Below are 18,625 nucleotides of genomic sequence, written 5' to 3'. Positions count from 1 at the left end.
CAGGCGCGACGCTATTTTGCGGCGAGACACCGACCCGTGGGAGCCGGCTTGCCGGCACACCGCGTTATCGTTCATCGCCGGCAAGCCAGCTCCCACAAGGTTTCAGGCGCGACGCTATTTTGCGGCGAGACACCGACCCGTGGGAGCCGGCTTGCCGGCGATGGCGATCTCAAGGTCGGCGCCTACCGATTGTGCTTCACGCAACTGAAGGGTGTTGCAGTAGAATCGCCGCCTAATTTTTCCAGGGCCTCGCCATGACCTCTCACCAGACTCCGCCCACCGCCGCGCCCCAGGCCAACGAACTGATCCTCGGCCTGGAAGACCGGCCCCGGCTGCTGATCAGCCTGCTGGCCGCGCTGCAGCATCTGCTGGCGATCATCGTGCCGATCGTCACCCCCGGCCTGCTGATCTGCCAGGCCCTGGGCGTCTCGGCGCGGGACACCAACCTGATCGTCTCGATGTCGCTGGTGATCTCCGGGATCGCCACTTTCGTCCAGTGCCGACGCTTCGGACCGTTCGGGGCCGGCCTGCTGATCGTCCAGGGCACCAGCTTCAACTTCGTCGGCCCGCTGATTGCCGGCGGCGCCCTGATGGTCAAGCAAGGCACGCCGGTGGAAGCGGTGATGGCGGCGATCTTCGGCGTGGTCATCGCCGGTTCGTTCGTCGAGATGGGCATCTCGCGCATCCTGCCTTTCGTCAAGCGCATGATCACCCCGCTGGTGACCGGCATCGTCGTCCTGATGATCGGCCTGACCCTGATCAAGGTCGGCCTGATCAGCATGGGCGGCGGCTTCAGCGCCATGGGCAACGGCACCTTCGCCAACGGCGAGAACCTGCTGCTGTCCGGCGTGGTGCTGGCGATCATCGTCGTGCTCAACCGCATTGCGCTGGTGTGGATGCGCAGCTGCGCCATCGTCATCGCCCTGGCCGCCGGCTATGCCCTGGCCGGTTACCTGGGACGCCTGGACTTCACCGGCATGCACGAAGCGCCGCTGTTCCAGGTGCCGACACCACTGCACTTCGGCCTGGGCTTTTCCTGGGCGCTGTTCATTCCGATGCTGGTGATCTACCTGGTCACCTCCCTGGAAGCCATCGGCGACGTCACCGCTACCAGCAAGGTGTCGCGCCAACCGGTGGAAGGCCCGCTGTGGATGCAGCGGATCAAGGGCGGCGTGCTGGTCAACGGCGCCAACTCGCTGCTGGCCGGGGTCTTCAACACCTTCCCCAGCTCGATCTTCGCCCAGAACAACGGCGTGATTCAGCTGACCGGGATTGCCAGCCGGCATATCGGCAAGTGGATCGCCCTGATGCTGGTACTGCTGGGCCTGTTCCCTTCGGTCGCCGGGGCGATCCAGGCCGTGCCGGAGCCGGTACTGGGCGGCGCGGCCATGGTCATGTTCGGCGCCGTCGCCGCCTCGGGCATCAACATCCTGGCGAGCATTACCCTGGACCGTCGCGCCCTGCTGATCATCGCCGTGTCCCTGGCGCTGGGCCTTGGTGTTTCCCAGGTGCCGGAGTTCCTCGCCCACATGCCGGCGGCGTTGCGCAATGTGCTGGAATCGGGTGTAGCCACCGGCGGTATCTGCGCCCTGGTGCTGAACTGGTTCCTGCCGGAAACCAAAGCCAGCTAAGCCCCCACGAGCCTTCGGGCGCTTATCTGAGACTGCGCAGGGCAAACCTTGCGGTCTCCTGCAGGATCTGAATCGAGGCCCCGGCCTTGGCGCTGAGCTTCAGCCCGCCAAGGCTGCTCATCAGATAGCGGGCCGCGGCGGCGATATCGATCTCGCGGTCGATCTCCCCCGCGTCCCGGGCCTCGTTCAACGTCCGTTCGAACGCCGCCATCAACGTCTGCGCAGCCGTGTCGCGCAACTGGTTGATTTCGGCATCCTCGACGCCGAACTCACAGACCGCATTGACCCCCATGCAACCGGCGGTCTCCTGCGACTGCACCCGCGAGACAAACGCCAGCAAGGCCAGCTCCAGGCCGGCCAGGGGTGAAGCGCCCTTGCCCAGCTTGAGGATCAGGTCGCAGACGCTGTCGGCGGTGTACTGCCGCATGGCGTGCATGTACAAGGCGCGCTTGTCGCCAAAGGTGTTGTACACGCTCTGCCGGCCAAGCTGCATGGCCTGCATCAACTCATCGGTGGACGCCGCGCTGAAACCCTTGTCGCAAAAGACCCGGATCGCCTGTTGCAGCGCCTGTTCGCGATTGAATGCTCGGGTTCTGGCCATGCTCGCTCTCGTGGTTCAAGGCAGGCTCCGGCGGTCTGTGCCGCCGGCTGCCATAAACCGTGCATGATACGGCGCCTGCGACGCGGCGTCTCGTTTCAGGCCAGGTAGCCGCCATCGACGGTCAGGCTCGCGCCGGTGACAAACGACGCCCCAGGCCCCGCCAGATAGACCACCATGTCGGCGATTTCCTCACCGCTGCCCATGCGCTTGAGCGGCACGAGGTTGCGTACCGCCTCGTGGTGCGGACCGTCGGCCGGGTTCATGTCGGTGGCCGTGGGACCTGGCTGCACCAGGTTGACCGTGATGCCCTGCGGCGCCAGGTCCAGGGCAATGCCCCGGGTCAGTCCGACCAGCGCCGACTTGCTCATCGAATACACGCTGGAACCGGGAAACCCCGAACGCTCGGCCACCACGCTGCCCATCAGGATGATCCGGTCGCCCTCGACCATGTGCCGCGCGGCACACTGGGCGGCGACAAAGGCGGCACGGACATTGACGGCGAACGTCCGGTCAAAGTCCTCCAGCTTGAACTCGCCGAGCCCGCCGAGCAGCAGAATCCCGGCGTTATTGACCAGGATATTCAGGCCACCCAGGGCTTCCACCGTCTGGGTCACCGCCTGTTCGATGGCTTGCGCATCGGCACTGTCGGCGTGGATCGCCAATGCCTTGCCGCCCTCCGCCTCGACCGCCACCACCACTTCCCGGGCCTTTTGCGTGGACGCTGAGTAGGTGAACGCGACCAGCGCGCCCTCGCGCGCGAGGCGCTTCACCACCGCCGCGCCGATGCCACGGGAACCGCCTGTCACCAGGGCGACTTTATTTTTCAGGGACTTGAATTCGGACATCATGACGCATCACCTATTCTGGATTAATAAATCCAAAATAGCAGCTTAACCCATACCAAGAGAACACAAAACTGAAAAATAATTGATTAAATAATCCAAAATTACATCATGAAAAACTGCCCACCCAGACGAAAAACGCCCCGAAAAAGTTCTGTTCTTAAATTTAATTTCATCCGTTCCAGCCCCGTTTTGACTCAGAACTGTCACATCGCCACCCCTTAATTGTTTCAAGAGTTTGCTGCTCTTATTTCAATTCTGTGACCAGGATCCGAACCAATGAACAAGCTGTTTAGTCCTATGATGGGCGCCGCTCTGGCGAGCGTCATGATGTCTGCCCACGCGGATTTCATCGATGACAGTCACGCCGACGTGACCCTGCTCAACCGCTACCTCAACCAGGAGGGGCGTGACATCAGCGGCAGCAGTGCCAAGGCCCATAGCATTCGTGACTGGGGTCAGGGCTTCCAGTTCGACTTCAAGTCCGGCTACACCGAAGGCACCATCGGCCTGGGCCTGGACCTGCAGGCGTTCTACGGCCTCAAGCTAGACTCGGGCGGCGACCTGAACGACAAGGATCACCAGGGCCGCTACCCCGGCAGCATGTTCCCGCTGGATGACGGCAAGTCCGCCGACCAGTTCGGCGTGCTCAGCCCTACCTTCAAGGCGCGCTTCCTGAAGGACGAACTGCGTATCGGCACCCTGTACCAGAACAACCCGATGCTGGCCAACACCGACGGCCGCCTGTACCGCCAGACCAACACCGGCGCGCAACTGGTGTCCAAGGACCTGGACAACTTCACCTTTACCGTCGGTGATATCACCCAGACCAAGATCCGCAACGAAACCGGCGACACCGGCATGATCACCGCCGGCGGCACCAAGAAGAGCGATCGCTTCCTCTACGGCGGCGCCGACTACACCGGTCTTCCGGGCACCACCCTGAGCGCCTGGTACTCGAACCTCGAGGACTACTACCAGCAGGCCTTCCTCGGCGCCAAGCGCCATGACGCCCTGCCGGTCGGTGCCATCGACAGCGACTTCCGTGCCTATCGCAGCATCGGTACCGGCGGCAACAGCGATGGCGACAGCCAGTTCGCCGCTTCCGGCTTCTATGGCGACGGTTCGACCAAGGGCCGTATCAACCAGTCCACCATCAGCCTGCTGGAAAGCTACACCCTGGCCGGTCACACCATTGGCCTGGGCGCGCAGAAGAACAGCGGCAACAGCGACTTCCCGTACCTGGATTCGGGTCTGAACAGCGGCGACAACCGCCAGGGTCCTGGCTCGGGCGCAGACACCCCGGCGCTGACCAACCTGCAATTGAACAAGTTCCAGCACGCGGGTGAACGTACCTGGCTGGCCCAGTACAAATACGACTTCGCCCAACTGGGTGTCGACGGCCTGAAGTTCGCCGCGACCTACGCCCATGGCGACCAGGTCCGTACCCCGGCCAACCGTGATGCCAGCGAATGGGAACGTGACATCTCCCTGGCGTACGAAGTACAAACCGGCCAGCTGAAAGGCCTGGGCGTGAAATGGCAGAACGCCCACGCGGCACCGGAAATCACCGGCCAGACGATTCAGGATGAAAACCGCTTCTACGTCAGCTATGTGATTCCACTCTGGTAGGAAAACCAGGCAGGGGCGCCCGTGGCGTCCCTGTTTTGTTATCGCCCCCCCACCCCCCGCTGCCCCAAGTCTTGCAGCGGGTTTACCTGCCACTCAAGAAAATATCGGCCGGGTCATCGAATGCAGGCTGTCACTGAGCAACGAGACCGCGGCACGGATACTGTCGTTTTGTCGGTGAACCACGAACAGGCCATAGTTGACACTCAATACCGGTCCACTGCTCGCCCCCGCCAATGAAACCACCCGCATGGTCTCGGGCCGGATACTCTCGGCCGGCAACAGGGCCACGCCCAGGCCATTCTCCACGGCTGCCGTGATCACCCCGATATTGGGACTCGTGACCGCCACGCGAAAATCGCGTCCTGCCTGCAGCAGCGCATCGAACATCAAGCGCCGCCATGAGCAAGGCTCGGCATACACGATCACATCAAGGGGCTTCTGCGGATCGATGTCGTCATCGATCGCACAGACCCAGTACAGGTCAACATTCCATGAACGCAGCGGATCAGCCGTGAACGCCGAGCTGACACCGATCGCCACATCCAGCGCCCCTTCATGCCAACGCTCGGCGAGCGCATCGCCGTGTTCCACGCTGATTTCCAGGTGCACATGGGGACAGGTTCGCCGCAGCCGCCCCAGGGCCGCCGGCAAGGTCGATACCGCGACATTCTCCGAAAGACCGATACGGACATTGCCCATCAAGGTTCGCTCTTTCAGCCGTGCGGCCACCGTGTCGCCCAGCGCGAGAATACGGATCGCGTAACTGAGCAGCAGTTCGCCCTCGGTCGTCGGCACTACCCCACGCCCCGTCCTGCGCAGGAGTCGCTGCCCCAACTGCTCCTCAAGCCTGCGGATCTGCGCACTCAAGGCCGATTGCGCCCTACCCGCCTGATTGGCGGCACCACTGAGGCTACGATGCTGGCAAACCGAGACGAAGGTACGCAGCAGATAAGGGTCGAAGGCGTCGGATATCATGTTTCGATCAACTCTGATTGATTCGATATAAGCCTATTTGAATATCCTGATGATGACTACCATCATCCTTCGAAAGCTTTTCCATGCATCAGGAGAGTCTCCATGAGCCACACCCAGAACCCACGCATCGTGCTGGCCGCGCGTCCCGAAGGGCTGCCGAAACCGACCGACTTTCGCCTGGAGTACACCGATATCCCTGCTCCGGGCGAGGGCCAGGTGCTACTCGAAAACCTGTACCTGTCCCTTGATCCGTATATGCGTGGACGCATGAGCGCAGCCAAATCCTATGCCGAGTCGATAGCCATCGGTGAGGTGATGGTGGGTGCAACGATCGCCCGGATAAAACATTCTCGTCACCCGCAATGGCGCGAAGGCGACCTCGTATTGGCCGATGCGGGTTGGCAACATTTCGCCTTGTCGAATGGGCAGGGCTTGCGACTTCTGGACCCTGGTATTGCCCCTCCCACCACAGCGCTCGGCGTGCTCGGCATGCCCGGTTTCACCGCCTATGCCGGCTTGCGCAATATCGGCCAGCCAAAACCCGGGGAAACGCTGGTGGTCGCGGCAGCCAGTGGCGCGGTAGGTTCCGTGGTCGGCCAACTCGCTCGTATCCAGGGTGCGCGCGCCGTGGGTATCGCCGGTGGCGCGCAGAAATGTGCATTCGTGAAAAATGAACTGGGCTTCGATGCCGTCGTCGACCACCAGGCGCCGGACTTCGCCGAGAAGCTGGCCGAAGCCTGCCCGAATGGCATCGACGTCTACTTCGAGAATGTTTCGGGAGCGGTCTGGGATGCGGTCAGACCGCTGCTCAACGACTTTGCGCGCATTCCGGTCTGCGGGGTGATCGCTCACTACAACGATGCGTCGCCGAGTGCCAGCGTTGATCGCCTCCCCGCGACAATGCGTGACATCCTCACCAAGAGCCTCACCGTACGCGGTTTTATCCAGCACGAATTTGTCGATCGGCAGCAGGCTGATTTCCTGAACGAGGCCGCGCAGTGGATTGCCCAGGGCAAGCTGAAATGGCGCGAGGATATCGTCGATGGCCTGGCCCAGGCACCGCAGGCCTTTATCGGGCTATTGCAGGGCAAGAACTTCGGCAAACTGATCGTGCGCCTGGGTGATCTCTAAACCCGCCCGATAACGACAAACCCGCACGCGTCGGTCTCATCTGATGAACCGGCGCGTGCCCTCATGCCTACGGCTGCATACGCCTCAATCTCCGGAACAGCCACTGCCCCAGGTCTTGTAGTTGTATTCCTTGATCTCCCCGCTCGGGGTCTTGTAGGTCATCTTGGCGTCGACAATGCCGCAGGCATAGGGATCGGAGTCCACTCGGATCACTTCGGCGACATCCTTTTTGTCCAGCGCAAAGGCCTGGGCACTGAAAAGAAAAACCGTAACGGTCAAACATTTCGCATAGATATTCATTGCAACTCACTCAACAGGAAAAATACCAGCCGACACAACTGTCTGGCAAAAGGCGTTGAGGGCAGAGTCACAACCGAGCATTATCCGTAAATTAAGAGAACCATGAAGAAACCTAAATAAATCATTATAAATGACTTAACTATTTGTTAATTATTCGCACGCCAAATCTCGTCACTTATTCCAACTAAAAGATGACGAAATATTCATGAACACTGCCCCTCCCGCAAAGAGTTCCCTCAAGCGCCTTATCCAGCTTGCCACCCACCTCCCCGACCACCGCCCCCTGGGCCAATGGGCTCCGCTTGCCCTGCGCCTGATCGTCGGCTATGGCTTCATGGCCCACGGCCTGGCCAAACTGTTCAGGGGGCCGGAAGCCTTCACCGTTATTCTCCAGGCCATGCACTTTCCCTTCGCCGCTGTTTTTTCCTGGCTGACCGTGGTTATTGAAGTATTCGGCGGACTGGCGATATTACTGGGTGCCTTTGTCACACTGGCAAGTATCCCCATGCTCATCACATTGCTGGTAGCCACTTTCGCCGTGCACTTGCCTTATGGTTTCAGTTCTATCAAGTTGTTATCAGTCGGCCCGAACGGCGCACTCTTTGGCCAGCCGGGTTATGAAACCGATCTGCTCTACATGGCCGCCCTGATCACCCTGGTCATCGGCGGACCGGGGCCTTTCGCCGTCGACCACTTTCTCCGGCGCTGGGCAAAAGGTCCCGGCAGAACGGCCGAGGACCTGCGATAATTGCTGGCAACTCCTGCAAGGATGTAGACCATGACGCGATGGAACAGGTACCGCAGCAGTGCCCTGGTGGCGCTGTTCATCATTCTCGTCAGCCTGTTGGCGTTCCTGCTGGTCAAGGTCTACTCACGGGACACCTCCACCTACTTCGAATCCCGTGACCTGCTGCGCCAGCTCAAGCAACTGGACGGCAAGCTCGATGCCAAGGTGCTCAAGGCGCGAATCAGCGCCGAGTACAATTACAACCTGCTTGCCGGTTCGACCGCGGAGTCGAGCCGTCGCTGGGAACAGTTGGTGGCGCTGAACACGAGACTGGACGGCTCGCCCATCTGGCAGGCGCGGAAAAAAGCCTACCTGGACGCCACAGCGGAAAAGAACAAGCAGATCGAGCAATTCCAGGTGCAGAACATCACCTTGCGCGATGACCTGGAAACCCTGTCCTCCCTCGAAGAAACCCTCCAGAAAGACCTGGAACCCTTCAGCGTCGAACACCCGGTCGCCACCCTGACCGTGCTCTACAGTGCCTCGAAACTGACCTTGAGCACCCTGGAGTACGCGCAACATGCCTCGAATGAAAAAGCCGAGCGGATTCAGCGCCAGATCGACAACCTGACCACCCCGAAAAGTGCCCTGGCGGCGACGCTGACCCCATCGCTCGACAAGCTCGTCGAACAGGTCAACCTCATCGTGCGCGAACAGCCCCTGGCCAACGACCTGCTTGACCGCATCGGTTTCATCCCGGTTGCCGCCAACCTGGACGCCATCAATGAATACCTCAATGAAAGCCAGCGCCGCGCGGACCTGCAGAGCCACCAGGACTATATCTACCTGACCCTCTGCGCCGCTTGTATGGCGCTGCTGGTGTTCTACCTGATCATTCGCCAACTGCGTAGCCATGCGCTGATCAACCAGATGAACAGCGCCCTGCAGGCCGCCAACGAGCGCCTCGAACAGCGGGTGGAAGAACGCACCCGCGAACTCCGGGAGGCGCAGAGCGAGTTGCTCGACACCGCACGCATGGCCGGCATGGCGGAGATCGCCACCAACGTCCTGCACAACGTCGGCAACGTGCTCAACAGCGTAAACATCTCCGCCGATCTGGTCAGCCGCAAGGTCCGCACCAGCAAAGCGCAGGGACTGGGCAAGGCCGTGCAACTGATGAGCGAGCATGCCGACGACCTGGGGCACTTCATCAGCCAGGATGAAAAAGGCAAGCTGTTGCCCGCCTACCTGGGCCAACTGGTCACGGCCATCGGCACCGAGCAGACAGAGATCGTCGAGGAGCTGGCGCAACTGAGCAAAAGCGTCGACCACATCAAGGAAATCGTCGCCACCCAGCAGTCCTATGCCGGGGCGGCCAGGCTGCTGGAACCGCTGAACATCACCGACCTGCTCGAAGATGCCCTGCGCATGAACTCGGGCGCCCTGACCCGACACCAGGTCACGGTGCTCAAGGATTACCAGGACGTGCCCACCCTGCTGGGCGACAAGCACCGCCTGCTGCTGGTCCTGATCAACCTGATCAGCAACGCCAAGTATGCGGTGTCCGACCTGTCGAACCGTGAACGCGACATCACCCTCGGCGTCAGGGTGGTCGACGGCACGACCCTGCGCATCAGCGTGAAGGACGATGGCGAGGGGATTGCGCCGGAAAACATCTCGCGGATCTTCAATCACGGCTTCACCACGCGCAAGGACGGCCACGGCTTCGGCCTGCACAGCTGCGCCCTGGCGGCGGTCGAGATGAACGGTCGCCTGTACGCCCATAGCGACGGACCGGGAAAAGGGGCCTTGTTCACCCTGGAGATTCCCCTCACCCTGTACCGCAAGGAGGAACATCCCGCCGTGGATGCAACCTCTTCATCCAACGCCTGAACCACCCGCCAGGAGTCATGCGGATGCTGCCCTCATCACCGACCCTTTCCGGTAATCGCCTGCACCTGCGCCGCCTGCGTGGCCGGGTCGGCCTGGCCCTGGTGGCCAGCCTGTCCTTCCTCGCGGGCATGACCGACGCCATCGGCTTCATGGCCACTGGTGACTTCGTGTCCTTCATGAGCGGCAACACCACGCGCCTGGCGGTGGCAATCAGCGAGGGCGACCTGTCCATGGTGCTGCGCCTGGTGGCGGCGGTGGCCGCCTTTATCGCCGGCAATGTGCTGGGGGTGGTGGCCGGGCGTATCGGCGGCCGACGCTCGCTACCGTTGCTGCTGTGCATCGCCACCTTGCTGTGCGTGGCGGCGGCCATGCCCTTCCAGACCCGGGTACCGGCGTTGCTGACCGCGATCATCGCCATGGGCATGCTCAATGCCGCGGTGGAACAGGTCAACGGCCTGCCCATCGGCCTGACCTACGTCACCGGCGCGCTATCACGCTTCGGCCGCGGCCTGGGGCGTCGACTGCTCGGCGAAAAACGCGATGGCTGGCGGGTGCAGTTGGTGCCGTGGAGCGGCATGCTGCTGGGCGCGGTATGCGGCGCCGTGCTGGAACGCCAGCTGGGTGTCCAGGCCTTGGTGGTGAGCGCGGCAATCGCCACGGTGCTGGGGCTGCTGGCGCTGAAAATCCCCCATCGCTGGCAGAAGGATTTTATGCCTCGGTGAGGCCGGGCAAGCCGATGAAACACCAACCTTACCCTGCCGACTATCACTCTACTTTCAAACACCTGACCATCACACACCGCAACGCCGCCTCATGCCCCACCGCAACTTCATGCTGCAACTGCGCGACATGCTCTTCTCCAAGACTGCCCGCCTCGACCTCGACAAACCCCAGCTGGGCATAGAACGGCGCGTTCCAGCGCAGGTGCCGATAGGTGGTCAGGCTGACGGTCGCGAACTGCTCGGCCTTCGCACAAGCAATTGCCGCCGCCATCAGTTGCGCGCCGAGGCCGCGTTTCTGGTGCGCGGCATGGACGGACAGTTCGACGATAAAGAACGATCGGTCCATCGTCTCCGCCGCCAGGAAGCCCACCGGCTGGTCGGCCCCATCCACCGCGACCCACAGGGTGTGATGCCGGCATAACTGCTCCAGGTAATCACCCGGCAACGGCTCACCCTCGGCGACCCAGGCCAGTCCGATCTCGCGGAAGATCGACGCGGCGGAACGCTCGACTGCTGCCAGGGCGGAAATATCATCGGGACGTGCGGGGCGGACGGCAGGCATCGGACTCTCGGGTTCGGCAACAAAGGGCCAACGATAGCAAAATCACGCCGGGTTTCATCGGCAACACGGCTCGCAGGGTCTACTGTTGTCGTATCGTCCAGCACGGTCCCTGACGGAAACCCCGCCTTCATGAAAACCCGAGTCGAGCATGTGGTGTTGGTCGCGGACCTGGTCGGTACCGCCGTGTTCGCCATCGAAGGCGCGGTCAGCGCCATGCGCAGTGGCCTGGACCTGCTCGGGGTAATGGTGATCGCCTTTATCGTCGCCCTCGGCGGTGGCGTCACCCGCGACCTGCTGATCGGCGCCACACCGCCCAATGCGGTGCGCGACTGGCGCTACCCGGCGCTGGCCTTTGCCATGGGCCTGTTGGCGTTCGTCTTCCATGCGCAGGTGTTCAACCTGTCGACATCGCTGCTCATCCTGCTGGACACCGCCGGCCTGGCGCTGTTCGCCGTGGCCGGTGCACAGAAAGCCTTGAATTTCGGCATCTCGCCCTTTGTGGCGATGCTGATGGGCACCATTACCGGGGTCGGCGGCGGGGTCGTGCGCGATATTGTCCTGGCGCGAATTCCGCTGGTGCTGCAAGCCGACCTGTATGCGACTTCGGCCTTTACCGGCGCCGCCGTGCTGATCATCACCCGGCGCCTGGGGGTGCCACCGGTGGTGGCCGCCCTGCTGGCCGGCGCTGCCTGCGTGGCCCTGCGCCTGCTGTCGCTCAGCGGCGGTTGGCAGTTGCCGAAAGTCATCGGCTGAACATCACCGCGCATAGCCGAAGCGGGTGAGGAATTCGGCCTCGATGCTGCTGCAGTTTTCCTGCAATGTCGCCCGGAGCTGCGGGTTGGAAGGGGTATTGAGGCGCTGTTCGCGGCAGCGCACCAACCGTTCGGCCAGGGCTTCGCGCTCGCGGTCCACTTCCAGGTTGAGACGAACGAAATACACCCCCAGGAAGACCGCCGTGCACATAATGAACGTGACCAGGAAGGCAAACCAGTTCCGACCCTGTTCAGGTTCGGCAGCGTTATGGTCAGACGTGTGGGGCATTCCAGCTTCCTGCCGAGGTCAAGCGCAACAGGCACTGCTTGCGCGGCGGCCAATGTAGCACTTCAAGGCTGTCGAACGCATGTCCGTCATCACTGCGAATCGTTGCCGGATAACCGTGTATTTGAATCTTCATCTTTGAACTAGAGCCTTCTGTCGACACTGGCCTTAAACTGCGCGCCCCGCCCTTCTCACCCAAAGACCTGCGTTTATGAGCGAAGCCTTCGAAGTCCCCAGCCCTCACGAAAAACACGTTGAGCACACCACCGAACACGCTCACGCCCGCGGCGACGGTTTTGCCAGCCGGATCGCGGTGATGACCGCGATCATGGCGACCATCGGCGCCATGCTCAGCTACCAGGCGGGCTCCACCGAAAGCGAAGCGGCGATGGACAAGAACAACGCCGCGATCATCAAGACCGAAGCCGCCAACCAGTGGAACTACTACCAGGCCAAGTCCAGCCGCCAGAACCTCTCGGAAATGGCCAGCCACATCCCCGGGCTGGACGCCGCGCACTACAACGCCGAAGCCGAGCGTTACAAGAAGGAAAAGGAAGCGGTCCGCCAGAAAGCCGAGGGCCTGGAAGCCCAGAGCCGGGAATGGGATGCCAAGTCCGAAGAAGCCTTGCATCAGCATCACCGCTGGGCCCAGGCGATGACCGCCATCCAGATCGCCATTTCCATGGCGGCCATCACCTTGCTGACCCGCCGCGAATGGCTCAAGCGCCTGTCCTATACAGCAGCGGCAGCGAGCGTGGTGCTCGGCTCGCTGGCCTGGCTGCATATCTGAGGGTTGCGCTGAAACACCGATCTGTAGGAGCCGGCTTGCCGGCGATGGCGTCCGGACAGGCGCCGCAAGGCTCAAGGCCCTCTTCGGGGGCAAGCCCCCTCCCACACAAGTCAGCTCCTACAGGTTTCACGGCGTACGGGTATCAGCTCTCGCCTTCCACGTCATCCAGGCTGAAGGTCTCGGTGCTGTCGTTGTAGGAGAAGATTTCGGCATAGCGACCCCAACTGATCACGCTTTCCAGGGTCTGCTCGACGAAGTCTTCGCTGAGGGAGTCTTCCAGTTCCTGTTCGAAACGCACCCGTGGTGCCCAGTGCCCGCGGCGCTCCTGCAGGACCTGGCGGATACGCGCCGCCAACGGCACCTGGCGCAACAGATGGTCGGCGAACATCACCTTGCGTTCCTGGGTGCCGTACTCGGCAAACAGCTTGCCCGCCTCGGTCAGGGAGATATCGGCGCCGCGCAGTTCGGCAAAGCCCAGGTGCTCCAGCATCTCGGCCACCGGGAACAGGTCGTCGACCTCCAGCAACAACCGCTCCGCCACGTTCGGCAAGCCTGCCCGGCCGTGGTAGGGCTCGGCCGCCAGCGCCTCGATCAGGCCGGCCATCAGGTTGGTCGGCACTTCCTGCAAGCGACTGCCCAGTTGCAATTCGGCCTTGCCGGTACGGGCGTCGGCACTGCGTCGGTCGGTCATCAGCGCATAGATATCATCGACCATCTTGCGAAAGATCGGGTCCAGGCGATTGCGAGGATGGGCAAAGGGCACCTTGATCTGCGCCACGACCCGCCCGGGGTTGGAGGACAGCACCATGATGCGGTCGCACATCAGCACCGCTTCCTCGATGTTGTGGGTGACGATCAGGATCGACTTGATCGGCAGTTGCGCCCCGCTCCACAGTTCCAGCAGGTCGGTGCGCAGGTTTTCCGCAGTGAGCACATCGAGGGCGGAAAACGGTTCGTCCATCAGCAACAGCGTCGGGTTGACCACCAGCCCGCGAGCAAAGCCCACGCGCTGGCGCATGCCACCGGACAATTCACGCGGGTAGGCGTTTTCAAAACCGTCGAGCCCGATCAGATCGATGGCCGCCAGGGCCCGCTTGCGTGCTTCCTTGGGCTCGACCTGCAACGCCTGCAAGCCCGCCTCGACGTTTTCCAGCACCGTCAGCCAGGGGAACAGGGCGAAGGTCTGGAACACCATGGCCACGCCCTTCGCCGGCCCGGTCAGGGGCGTGCCGTTGTAGAGCACCTCGCCGGAGGTCGGCTGGATCAGGCCGGCAATGATCCGCAGCAGCGTCGACTTGCCCGAGCCGGAGCGGCCCAGCAGACCGACGATTTCGCCTTCATGCAGACTCAGGTCAACCTCGCTGAGCACTTGTCGCTCGTCCTTGCCCTTGCCAAAGCCCTTGTTCACGTTGCTCAGCGAGTAGATTTCGCGGGCAGCGCTGGTGTATTCGGTATGACTATTCATGAGACCGACCCAGGTTAATTCATACGGAGTTTGTTTTCGGCAATGGCGTACATCGGCCGCCAGACCAGACGATTGAACAGCACGACGAACAACGACATGACCACCACCCCGAGAGTGATTTTCGGGAAGTCGCCGGCCGCGGTGGTCTGGGCGATATACGCGCCCAGGCCATGGGCGACCACCTTGTCCTGGCCCCAGGAGACGAACTCGGAAACGATGCTGGCGTTCCAGGCGCCACCGGAGGCGGTGATCGCGCCGGTCACGTAGTAGGGGAAAATGCCCGGCAGCATGACCTTGCGCCACCACTGCCAGCCACGGATATGGAAGTTCGCCGCGGCTTCGCGAAAGTCATTGGGAAAGGCGCTGGCCCCGGCGATCACGTTGAACAGGATGTACCACTGGGTGCCCAGCACGATCAACGGGCTGAGCCAGATGTCCGGGTTCAGCTGGAAGTGCAGGATCACGATGACAAACACCGGGAACAGCAGGTTCGCCGGAAACGCGGCGAGAAACTGCGCCAGCGGCTGGATCTTCTCCGCCAGGTGCGGACGCAGGCCGATCATCACCCCCAGCGGCACCCAGATCAGCGAGGCAACGGCGATCAGCAGCACCACCCGCAGCAGCGTGATCAGGCCCAGGCCAAGTACATGGCCGACATCGCCGAGGGTCACTTCGCTGCTGACATACAGCACGATGTGGTACAGCGCATAGAGCGTCAGCGCGCCGATACAGGCGCCCCAGACCCAGTCGATCACCCGCGAGGCCGTCGGGTTGGCCGACTCGGCCCCAGCATGGCTGCGGGGCAGGTTCAGGCTCAGGCGCAAATGCCCGAGCCGGGTGACGGCACGCACCACCGGGCGAATCAGGCGCTGGATCACCCGTGTCCGCTGGATCAGCCGCAACACCCAGGATTCGGGCGCGCCGCCCTGGGACGAGGTGTCCTCCATGCGGAACTTGTCCGCCCAGGCCACCAGCGGCCGGAACAGGAACTGGTCGTAGATCAGGATCACCACGATCATCGCCAGGATCACGTAGCCCACCGCCGAGAGGTCGCGCTGGTCGATGGCCAGCGCCAGGTACGAACCGATCCCCGGCAGCGTGATGGTCTTGTCGCCGACGGTGATGGCTTCCGAGGCAACCACGAAGAACCAGCCGCCGGACATGCTCATCATCATGTTCCATACCAATCCGGGGATGGCGAAGGGTACATCGAGCTTCCAGAACTTCTGCCAGCCGGACAGTTGCAGGCTGCTGGACACCTCTTGCAGGTCGCGGGGCAGCATGCGCAGCGACTGGTAGAAGCTGAACGTCATGTTCCAGGCCTGGCTGGTGAAGATCGCGAAGATCGCCGCACACTCCGCCCCCAGCACGCGCCCGGGGAACAACAGGAGGAAGAAGGTAACGGTAAAGGAGATGTAGCCCAGCACCGGCACCGATTGCAGGATGTCGAGCACCGGCACCAGGAGCTTTTCCGCGCGCCGGCTCTTGGCGGCCAGGGTCCCGTAGATAAAGGTGAAAACCAGCGCCGCGACCATGGCCGCGAGCATGCGCAGGGTGGTGCGGATCGCGTATTCCGGCAGGTTGGCCGGATCGAGGGAGATCACCTGGCTCTGCAAGGTGGAAATCGGCGCCCAGGTTTCCCGCGCGCCGATCGACAGGAACAGCAGGAAGCCGACCACCAGTGGCATGGCCATCAGGTCCCAACGATTAGGCAGCAGGCGTCGGGTGCTGGCTGGAATGTAGTGACGAAATACCTTGTTCATAGTCAGTGATTCCAGCAATGTTCCGAAGGGAGACTAGACCAGCCACATGAAATTCATGTCATTTTCGGGGCAGAATTGCACAGCCCACCCCAACCGCGGCTGAACGATATGACGTTGTCATCACTGTGTTACATTTCCCACCGTGCTCAGCCCTTCGAGCCGCGCCTGCTTCCCGACACCCGACGACCTTGCCCACCATGTCAGATACGCTGCTGCTGATCGAAGACGATCGCCCCCTGGCTCAGCTCACGGCGGAGTTCCTGCGCTCCGAGGGCTTTGACGTGTCCATCGAGCACCGCGGCGACCAGGCCGCCCGACGTATCCGTGAGGAGCAGCCGGCGCTGCTTATCCTCGACGTCATGCTTCCCGGCCTCGACGGTTTCAGCCTCTGCCGGGAAATCCGCGCCGAGTACCCGGGGCTGATCCTGATGATGACCGCGCTGGATGAAAACACCGAGCAGTTGGTCGGCTTCGATGTCGGCGCCGACGACTATGTGGTCAAGCCGATCGACCCGCTGTTGCTGCTGGCCCGCATTCGCGCCCTGCTGCGACGCCATCGCCAGGCACCACCGATGGGCTATGAGTTCGGTGCATTCAAACTGGATACGAAAAACCGTCGGGCCTGGCTCAACGAAACCGCCTTGTCGTTTTCCGCCAGCGAGTTCGAACTGCTGGATATCTTCTCGCGCCAGCCGGGCGTGCCGCTGACCCGGGAAAAGCTCCTTCAGCAACTGCGTGGCCTCGAGTACGACGGACTGAACCGGTCGATCGACATGCGCGTGTCGCGGCTGCGCAAGAAGCTGGCCGGCCTGGCCTGTCCGGTGACCATCCAGACCGTTCCCGCCCAGGGCTACCTGTTCGTCGAGATCGAGCCGAGTCATACCGGATCGAGCCATGTTTGAACTCCGGCGTTGGATGGCCGTCGTCCTCGGCGTGTCATGGACCGCGTTGACCCTGTACCTGCTGTGGCTGTCGGCCGGCGCTTCGGTGGCGGTCAGCGAGGCCAGTTTCCGGCGCCTGATGACCGGTCCCGGCTATCTGATCGCGCAGCAGCTCAAGCCGTTGTCGGCCAAACAGCGCGAGGTCAGGCTCGATGCCCTGCGCCAGCACTTCCAGTACCCGGTGAAGCTGGTGGAGCGCGACAGCATCGACGTGCCGCCGGAGGCGGACACCATGCTCGAACACCACGAAGCCGTGCAGGATGTTGATGAAGAGATCGCCTATTACCCGCTGGACGACGAGACGCTGATCCAGTTCGGCCCCATGTGGGTCAGCGCTTCGCTCGATGATTTTTTCATCACACCGATCTACTGGTTTACCGCCTGCGCCGCGGGTGCGCCGGTCATGGTGTTCCTGGGCGTGGGTTGGCGGCGCCGACGCCAGCACCAGCGCGACATGACCGCCCTCACCGCCTGTCTCGCGGGCATGGTTCGCACGCCCACCGTCACCCTGCCCCCGGTCGGCAAGGAATGGCGACCGTTACTGCTGACCCTGCAGCAGCATGCCCAGGATATCGCCGCCATGAGCGAGCGGCACAAGGAAGTGTCCCAGGCGGTGTCCCACGAATTGCGCACACCGCTGGCACGGCTGCGCTTCGCCCTGGTGCTGTTGACCCGCAGCGAAGACGAAGCCACCCGCAAGCGTCTGCAGGAACGCTTGCAGATCGATATCGAAGAACTGGAGTCGCTGGTCCGCGCCAGCCTGACCTTTGCCAAGCTGGCCGGTGCACCGGCCAACTTGAACAATGAACCGATCGTGATCCAGAGCTGGCTGCAGAACGAATTCGCCCTGCTCGACGGCAACCAGCACCGCCTGGAACTGGAAACCGATCCACCGGAACTCGAACTGATTGGCGACAGCGCCCTGCTGCACCTGATCGTGCGCAACCTGCTCGGCAATGCCGTGGCCTATGCCCGCTCCCATGTGCGCATCAGTGTCCTGCGCCAGGGTGAGAACCAGCTGATCCTGCATGTCGACGATGATGGCCCAGGCATCCTCGCCGAGGACCGGGAGAAAATCTTCGAGCCCTTTGTGCGGCTGTCGACCGGTCTCGAACAGCCGGGCGGGTTCGGCCTTGGGCTGGCGCTGGCGCAACGGGCGGCACACTGGCATCGTGGCGAGCTGTCGGTGTCCCGTGGTCCATTGGGTGGCGCACGCTTCAGCCTGATCCTGCCGCTCAGGCCTGCCTGAGACGATAGCAAGCCGCGTTACAGCCCGTTACAGCGATGCCGGCTGGCCGTCGCTACCCTGCTTCTATCGACAGGGCATGGAGGCTCTCCTTCAACCCAGGCAGGAGTGTGCACCATGGCCACTTTCAGACAACGACTGTTGTTTCCATTGATCATTGCCGGCCTCAGCACCGTGGCCCTGAGTGCCAAGGGCCAACCCGTGGGCACCGAAGTCGATCGCCCCGTGCCGGTACGACACAACGCCCGCACTCCGACTCCCGACCTGCTGCTGCCGGGAAAAAACGGCACGCTGATCGCGCTGTCGTTCAAGAGAACTTTCGGCCGCCGCGCTCCGGGGCGGGTTATCTGATCGACAGCCCCCCTT

19 protein-coding genes are annotated in these 18,625 nt (G+C 62.4%); 11 read left to right on the top strand and 8 right to left on the bottom strand.

The genetic code is table 11. From position 1 onward, the window contains the following. The first annotated feature begins 254 nt into the window (after positions 1 to 254). Positions 255 to 1,631 (top strand): nucleobase:cation symporter-2 family protein, encoded by a 1,377-nt coding sequence (locus HX851_RS28085; RefSeq protein WP_177066308.1) that lies wholly within the window; start codon positions 255 to 257, stop codon positions 1,629 to 1,631. A gap of 22 nt (positions 1,632 to 1,653) precedes the next feature. On the opposite strand, the gene HX851_RS28080 is transcribed toward HX851_RS28085, so the two are convergent. Together HX851_RS28080 and HX851_RS28075 are read right to left on the bottom strand one after the other, a co-directional pair. After that, positions 1,654 to 2,232, bottom strand: a complete 579-nt coding sequence (locus HX851_RS28080; protein WP_177066306.1) for a TetR/AcrR family transcriptional regulator — start codon at positions 2,230 to 2,232, stop codon at positions 1,654 to 1,656. A 95-nt stretch (positions 2,233 to 2,327) separates the two neighbouring features. Next, positions 2,328 to 3,077: a 3-oxoacyl-ACP reductase family protein gene (locus HX851_RS28075; RefSeq protein ID WP_177066312.1), complete on the bottom strand. Its 750-nt coding sequence runs from the start codon at positions 3,075 to 3,077 to the stop codon at positions 2,328 to 2,330. A gap of 276 nt (positions 3,078 to 3,353) precedes the next feature. On the opposite strand from HX851_RS28075, the gene HX851_RS28070 reads away from it, so the two are divergent. Then, a complete protein-coding gene (locus HX851_RS28070; RefSeq protein ID WP_256262543.1) occupies positions 3,354 to 4,706 on the top strand; it encodes an OprD family outer membrane porin in 1,353 nt (450 codons plus the stop codon). 93 nt (positions 4,707 to 4,799) lie between these two features. Here the strand turns inward: HX851_RS28070 and HX851_RS28065 are convergent, their stop codons facing one another. Next, the gene (locus HX851_RS28065; protein WP_177061797.1) at positions 4,800 to 5,681 is read right to left on the bottom strand and encodes a LysR family transcriptional regulator; all 882 of its coding nucleotides are present in this window, start codon (positions 5,679 to 5,681) and stop codon (positions 4,800 to 4,802) included. Between the two features lie 102 nt (positions 5,682 to 5,783). Between HX851_RS28065 and curA the strand changes: the two genes are divergently transcribed. Beyond that, on the top strand, positions 5,784 to 6,812 hold the full coding sequence (gene curA / locus HX851_RS28060; protein WP_177066304.1) for an NADPH-dependent curcumin/dihydrocurcumin reductase: 1,029 nt from the start codon (positions 5,784 to 5,786) through the stop codon (positions 6,810 to 6,812). 84 nt (positions 6,813 to 6,896) lie between these two features. On the opposite strand, the gene HX851_RS28055 is transcribed toward curA, so the two are convergent. Further along, positions 6,897 to 7,112: a DUF2790 domain-containing protein gene (locus HX851_RS28055; RefSeq protein WP_177061793.1), complete on the bottom strand. Its 216-nt coding sequence runs from the start codon at positions 7,110 to 7,112 to the stop codon at positions 6,897 to 6,899. Positions 7,113 to 7,317: 205 nt separating this feature from the next. Between HX851_RS28055 and HX851_RS28050 the strand changes: the two genes are divergently transcribed. Genes HX851_RS28050 through HX851_RS28040 form a run of 3 tightly spaced genes read left to right on the top strand, consistent with a single transcriptional unit; the run spans position 7,318 to position 10,454 of the window. After that, positions 7,318 to 7,860: a DoxX family protein gene (locus tag HX851_RS28050; RefSeq protein ID WP_177061791.1), complete on the top strand. Its 543-nt coding sequence runs from the start codon at positions 7,318 to 7,320 to the stop codon at positions 7,858 to 7,860. A gap of 30 nt (positions 7,861 to 7,890) precedes the next feature. Beyond that, positions 7,891 to 9,732, top strand: a complete 1,842-nt coding sequence (locus HX851_RS28045) for a DAHL domain-containing sensor histidine kinase (RefSeq protein WP_177061789.1) — start codon at positions 7,891 to 7,893, stop codon at positions 9,730 to 9,732. 23 nt (positions 9,733 to 9,755) lie between these two features. Further along, on the top strand, positions 9,756 to 10,454 hold the full coding sequence (locus HX851_RS28040) for a YoaK family protein (RefSeq protein ID WP_370590472.1): 699 nt from the start codon (positions 9,756 to 9,758) through the stop codon (positions 10,452 to 10,454). Positions 10,455 to 10,497: 43 nt separating this feature from the next. Here HX851_RS28040 and HX851_RS28035 read toward each other — a convergent pair whose 3' ends face one another. After that, positions 10,498 to 11,016: a GNAT family N-acetyltransferase gene (locus HX851_RS28035; protein WP_177066300.1), complete on the bottom strand. Its 519-nt coding sequence runs from the start codon at positions 11,014 to 11,016 to the stop codon at positions 10,498 to 10,500. A 129-nt stretch (positions 11,017 to 11,145) separates the two neighbouring features. On the opposite strand from HX851_RS28035, the gene HX851_RS28030 reads away from it, so the two are divergent. After that, the gene (locus tag HX851_RS28030; protein ID WP_177066298.1) at positions 11,146 to 11,769 is read left to right on the top strand and encodes a trimeric intracellular cation channel family protein; all 624 of its coding nucleotides are present in this window, start codon (positions 11,146 to 11,148) and stop codon (positions 11,767 to 11,769) included. Positions 11,770 to 11,772: 3 nt separating this feature from the next. Here the strand turns inward: HX851_RS28030 and HX851_RS28025 are convergent, their stop codons facing one another. Continuing rightward, the gene (locus HX851_RS28025) at positions 11,773 to 12,057 is read right to left on the bottom strand and encodes a hypothetical protein (RefSeq protein ID WP_177066296.1); all 285 of its coding nucleotides are present in this window, start codon (positions 12,055 to 12,057) and stop codon (positions 11,773 to 11,775) included. A 208-nt stretch (positions 12,058 to 12,265) separates the two neighbouring features. Between HX851_RS28025 and HX851_RS28020 the strand changes: the two genes are divergently transcribed. Then, positions 12,266 to 12,844 carry a DUF4337 domain-containing protein gene (locus tag HX851_RS28020; RefSeq protein ID WP_177062681.1) on the top strand — a complete coding sequence of 193 codons (579 nt, stop codon included), beginning with the start codon at positions 12,266 to 12,268 and terminating at the stop codon, positions 12,842 to 12,844. 142 nt (positions 12,845 to 12,986) lie between these two features. On the opposite strand, the gene HX851_RS28015 is transcribed toward HX851_RS28020, so the two are convergent. Together HX851_RS28015 and HX851_RS28010 are read right to left on the bottom strand one after the other, a co-directional pair. Then, positions 12,987 to 14,309: an ABC transporter ATP-binding protein gene (locus HX851_RS28015; RefSeq protein ID WP_177066294.1), complete on the bottom strand. Its 1,323-nt coding sequence runs from the start codon at positions 14,307 to 14,309 to the stop codon at positions 12,987 to 12,989. Positions 14,310 to 14,323: 14 nt separating this feature from the next. Then, the gene (locus tag HX851_RS28010) at positions 14,324 to 16,072 is read right to left on the bottom strand and encodes an ABC transporter permease (RefSeq protein ID WP_177062683.1); all 1,749 of its coding nucleotides are present in this window, start codon (positions 16,070 to 16,072) and stop codon (positions 14,324 to 14,326) included. Between the two features lie 197 nt (positions 16,073 to 16,269). Here HX851_RS28010 and HX851_RS28005 point away from each other — a divergent pair, with 197 nt between their 5' ends. From HX851_RS28005 to HX851_RS27995, 3 genes are all read left to right on the top strand, one after another. Continuing rightward, positions 16,270 to 16,974 carry a response regulator gene (locus HX851_RS28005; protein WP_177062684.1) on the top strand — a complete coding sequence of 235 codons (705 nt, stop codon included), beginning with the start codon at positions 16,270 to 16,272 and terminating at the stop codon, positions 16,972 to 16,974. After that, positions 16,967 to 18,262 carry an ATP-binding protein gene (locus HX851_RS28000; protein ID WP_256262563.1) on the top strand — a complete coding sequence of 432 codons (1,296 nt, stop codon included), beginning with the start codon at positions 16,967 to 16,969 and terminating at the stop codon, positions 18,260 to 18,262. The genes HX851_RS28005 and HX851_RS28000 overlap by 8 nt, the downstream gene beginning before the upstream one ends. A 114-nt stretch (positions 18,263 to 18,376) precedes the next feature. Next, positions 18,377 to 18,610, top strand: coding sequence for a hypothetical protein (locus tag HX851_RS27995; protein WP_177062686.1), 234 nt, complete (start codon positions 18,377 to 18,379; stop codon positions 18,608 to 18,610). Positions 18,611 to 18,625 lie beyond the last annotated feature (15 nt).

It is taken from the genome of Pseudomonas gingeri (assembly GCF_013385635.1).
GTDB lineage: Bacteria > Pseudomonadota > Gammaproteobacteria > Pseudomonadales > Pseudomonadaceae > Aquipseudomonas > Aquipseudomonas gingeri_A.
Note: the sequence above shows the minus strand (reverse complement) of the source record. Positions and strands in the feature narration are given on the sequence as shown.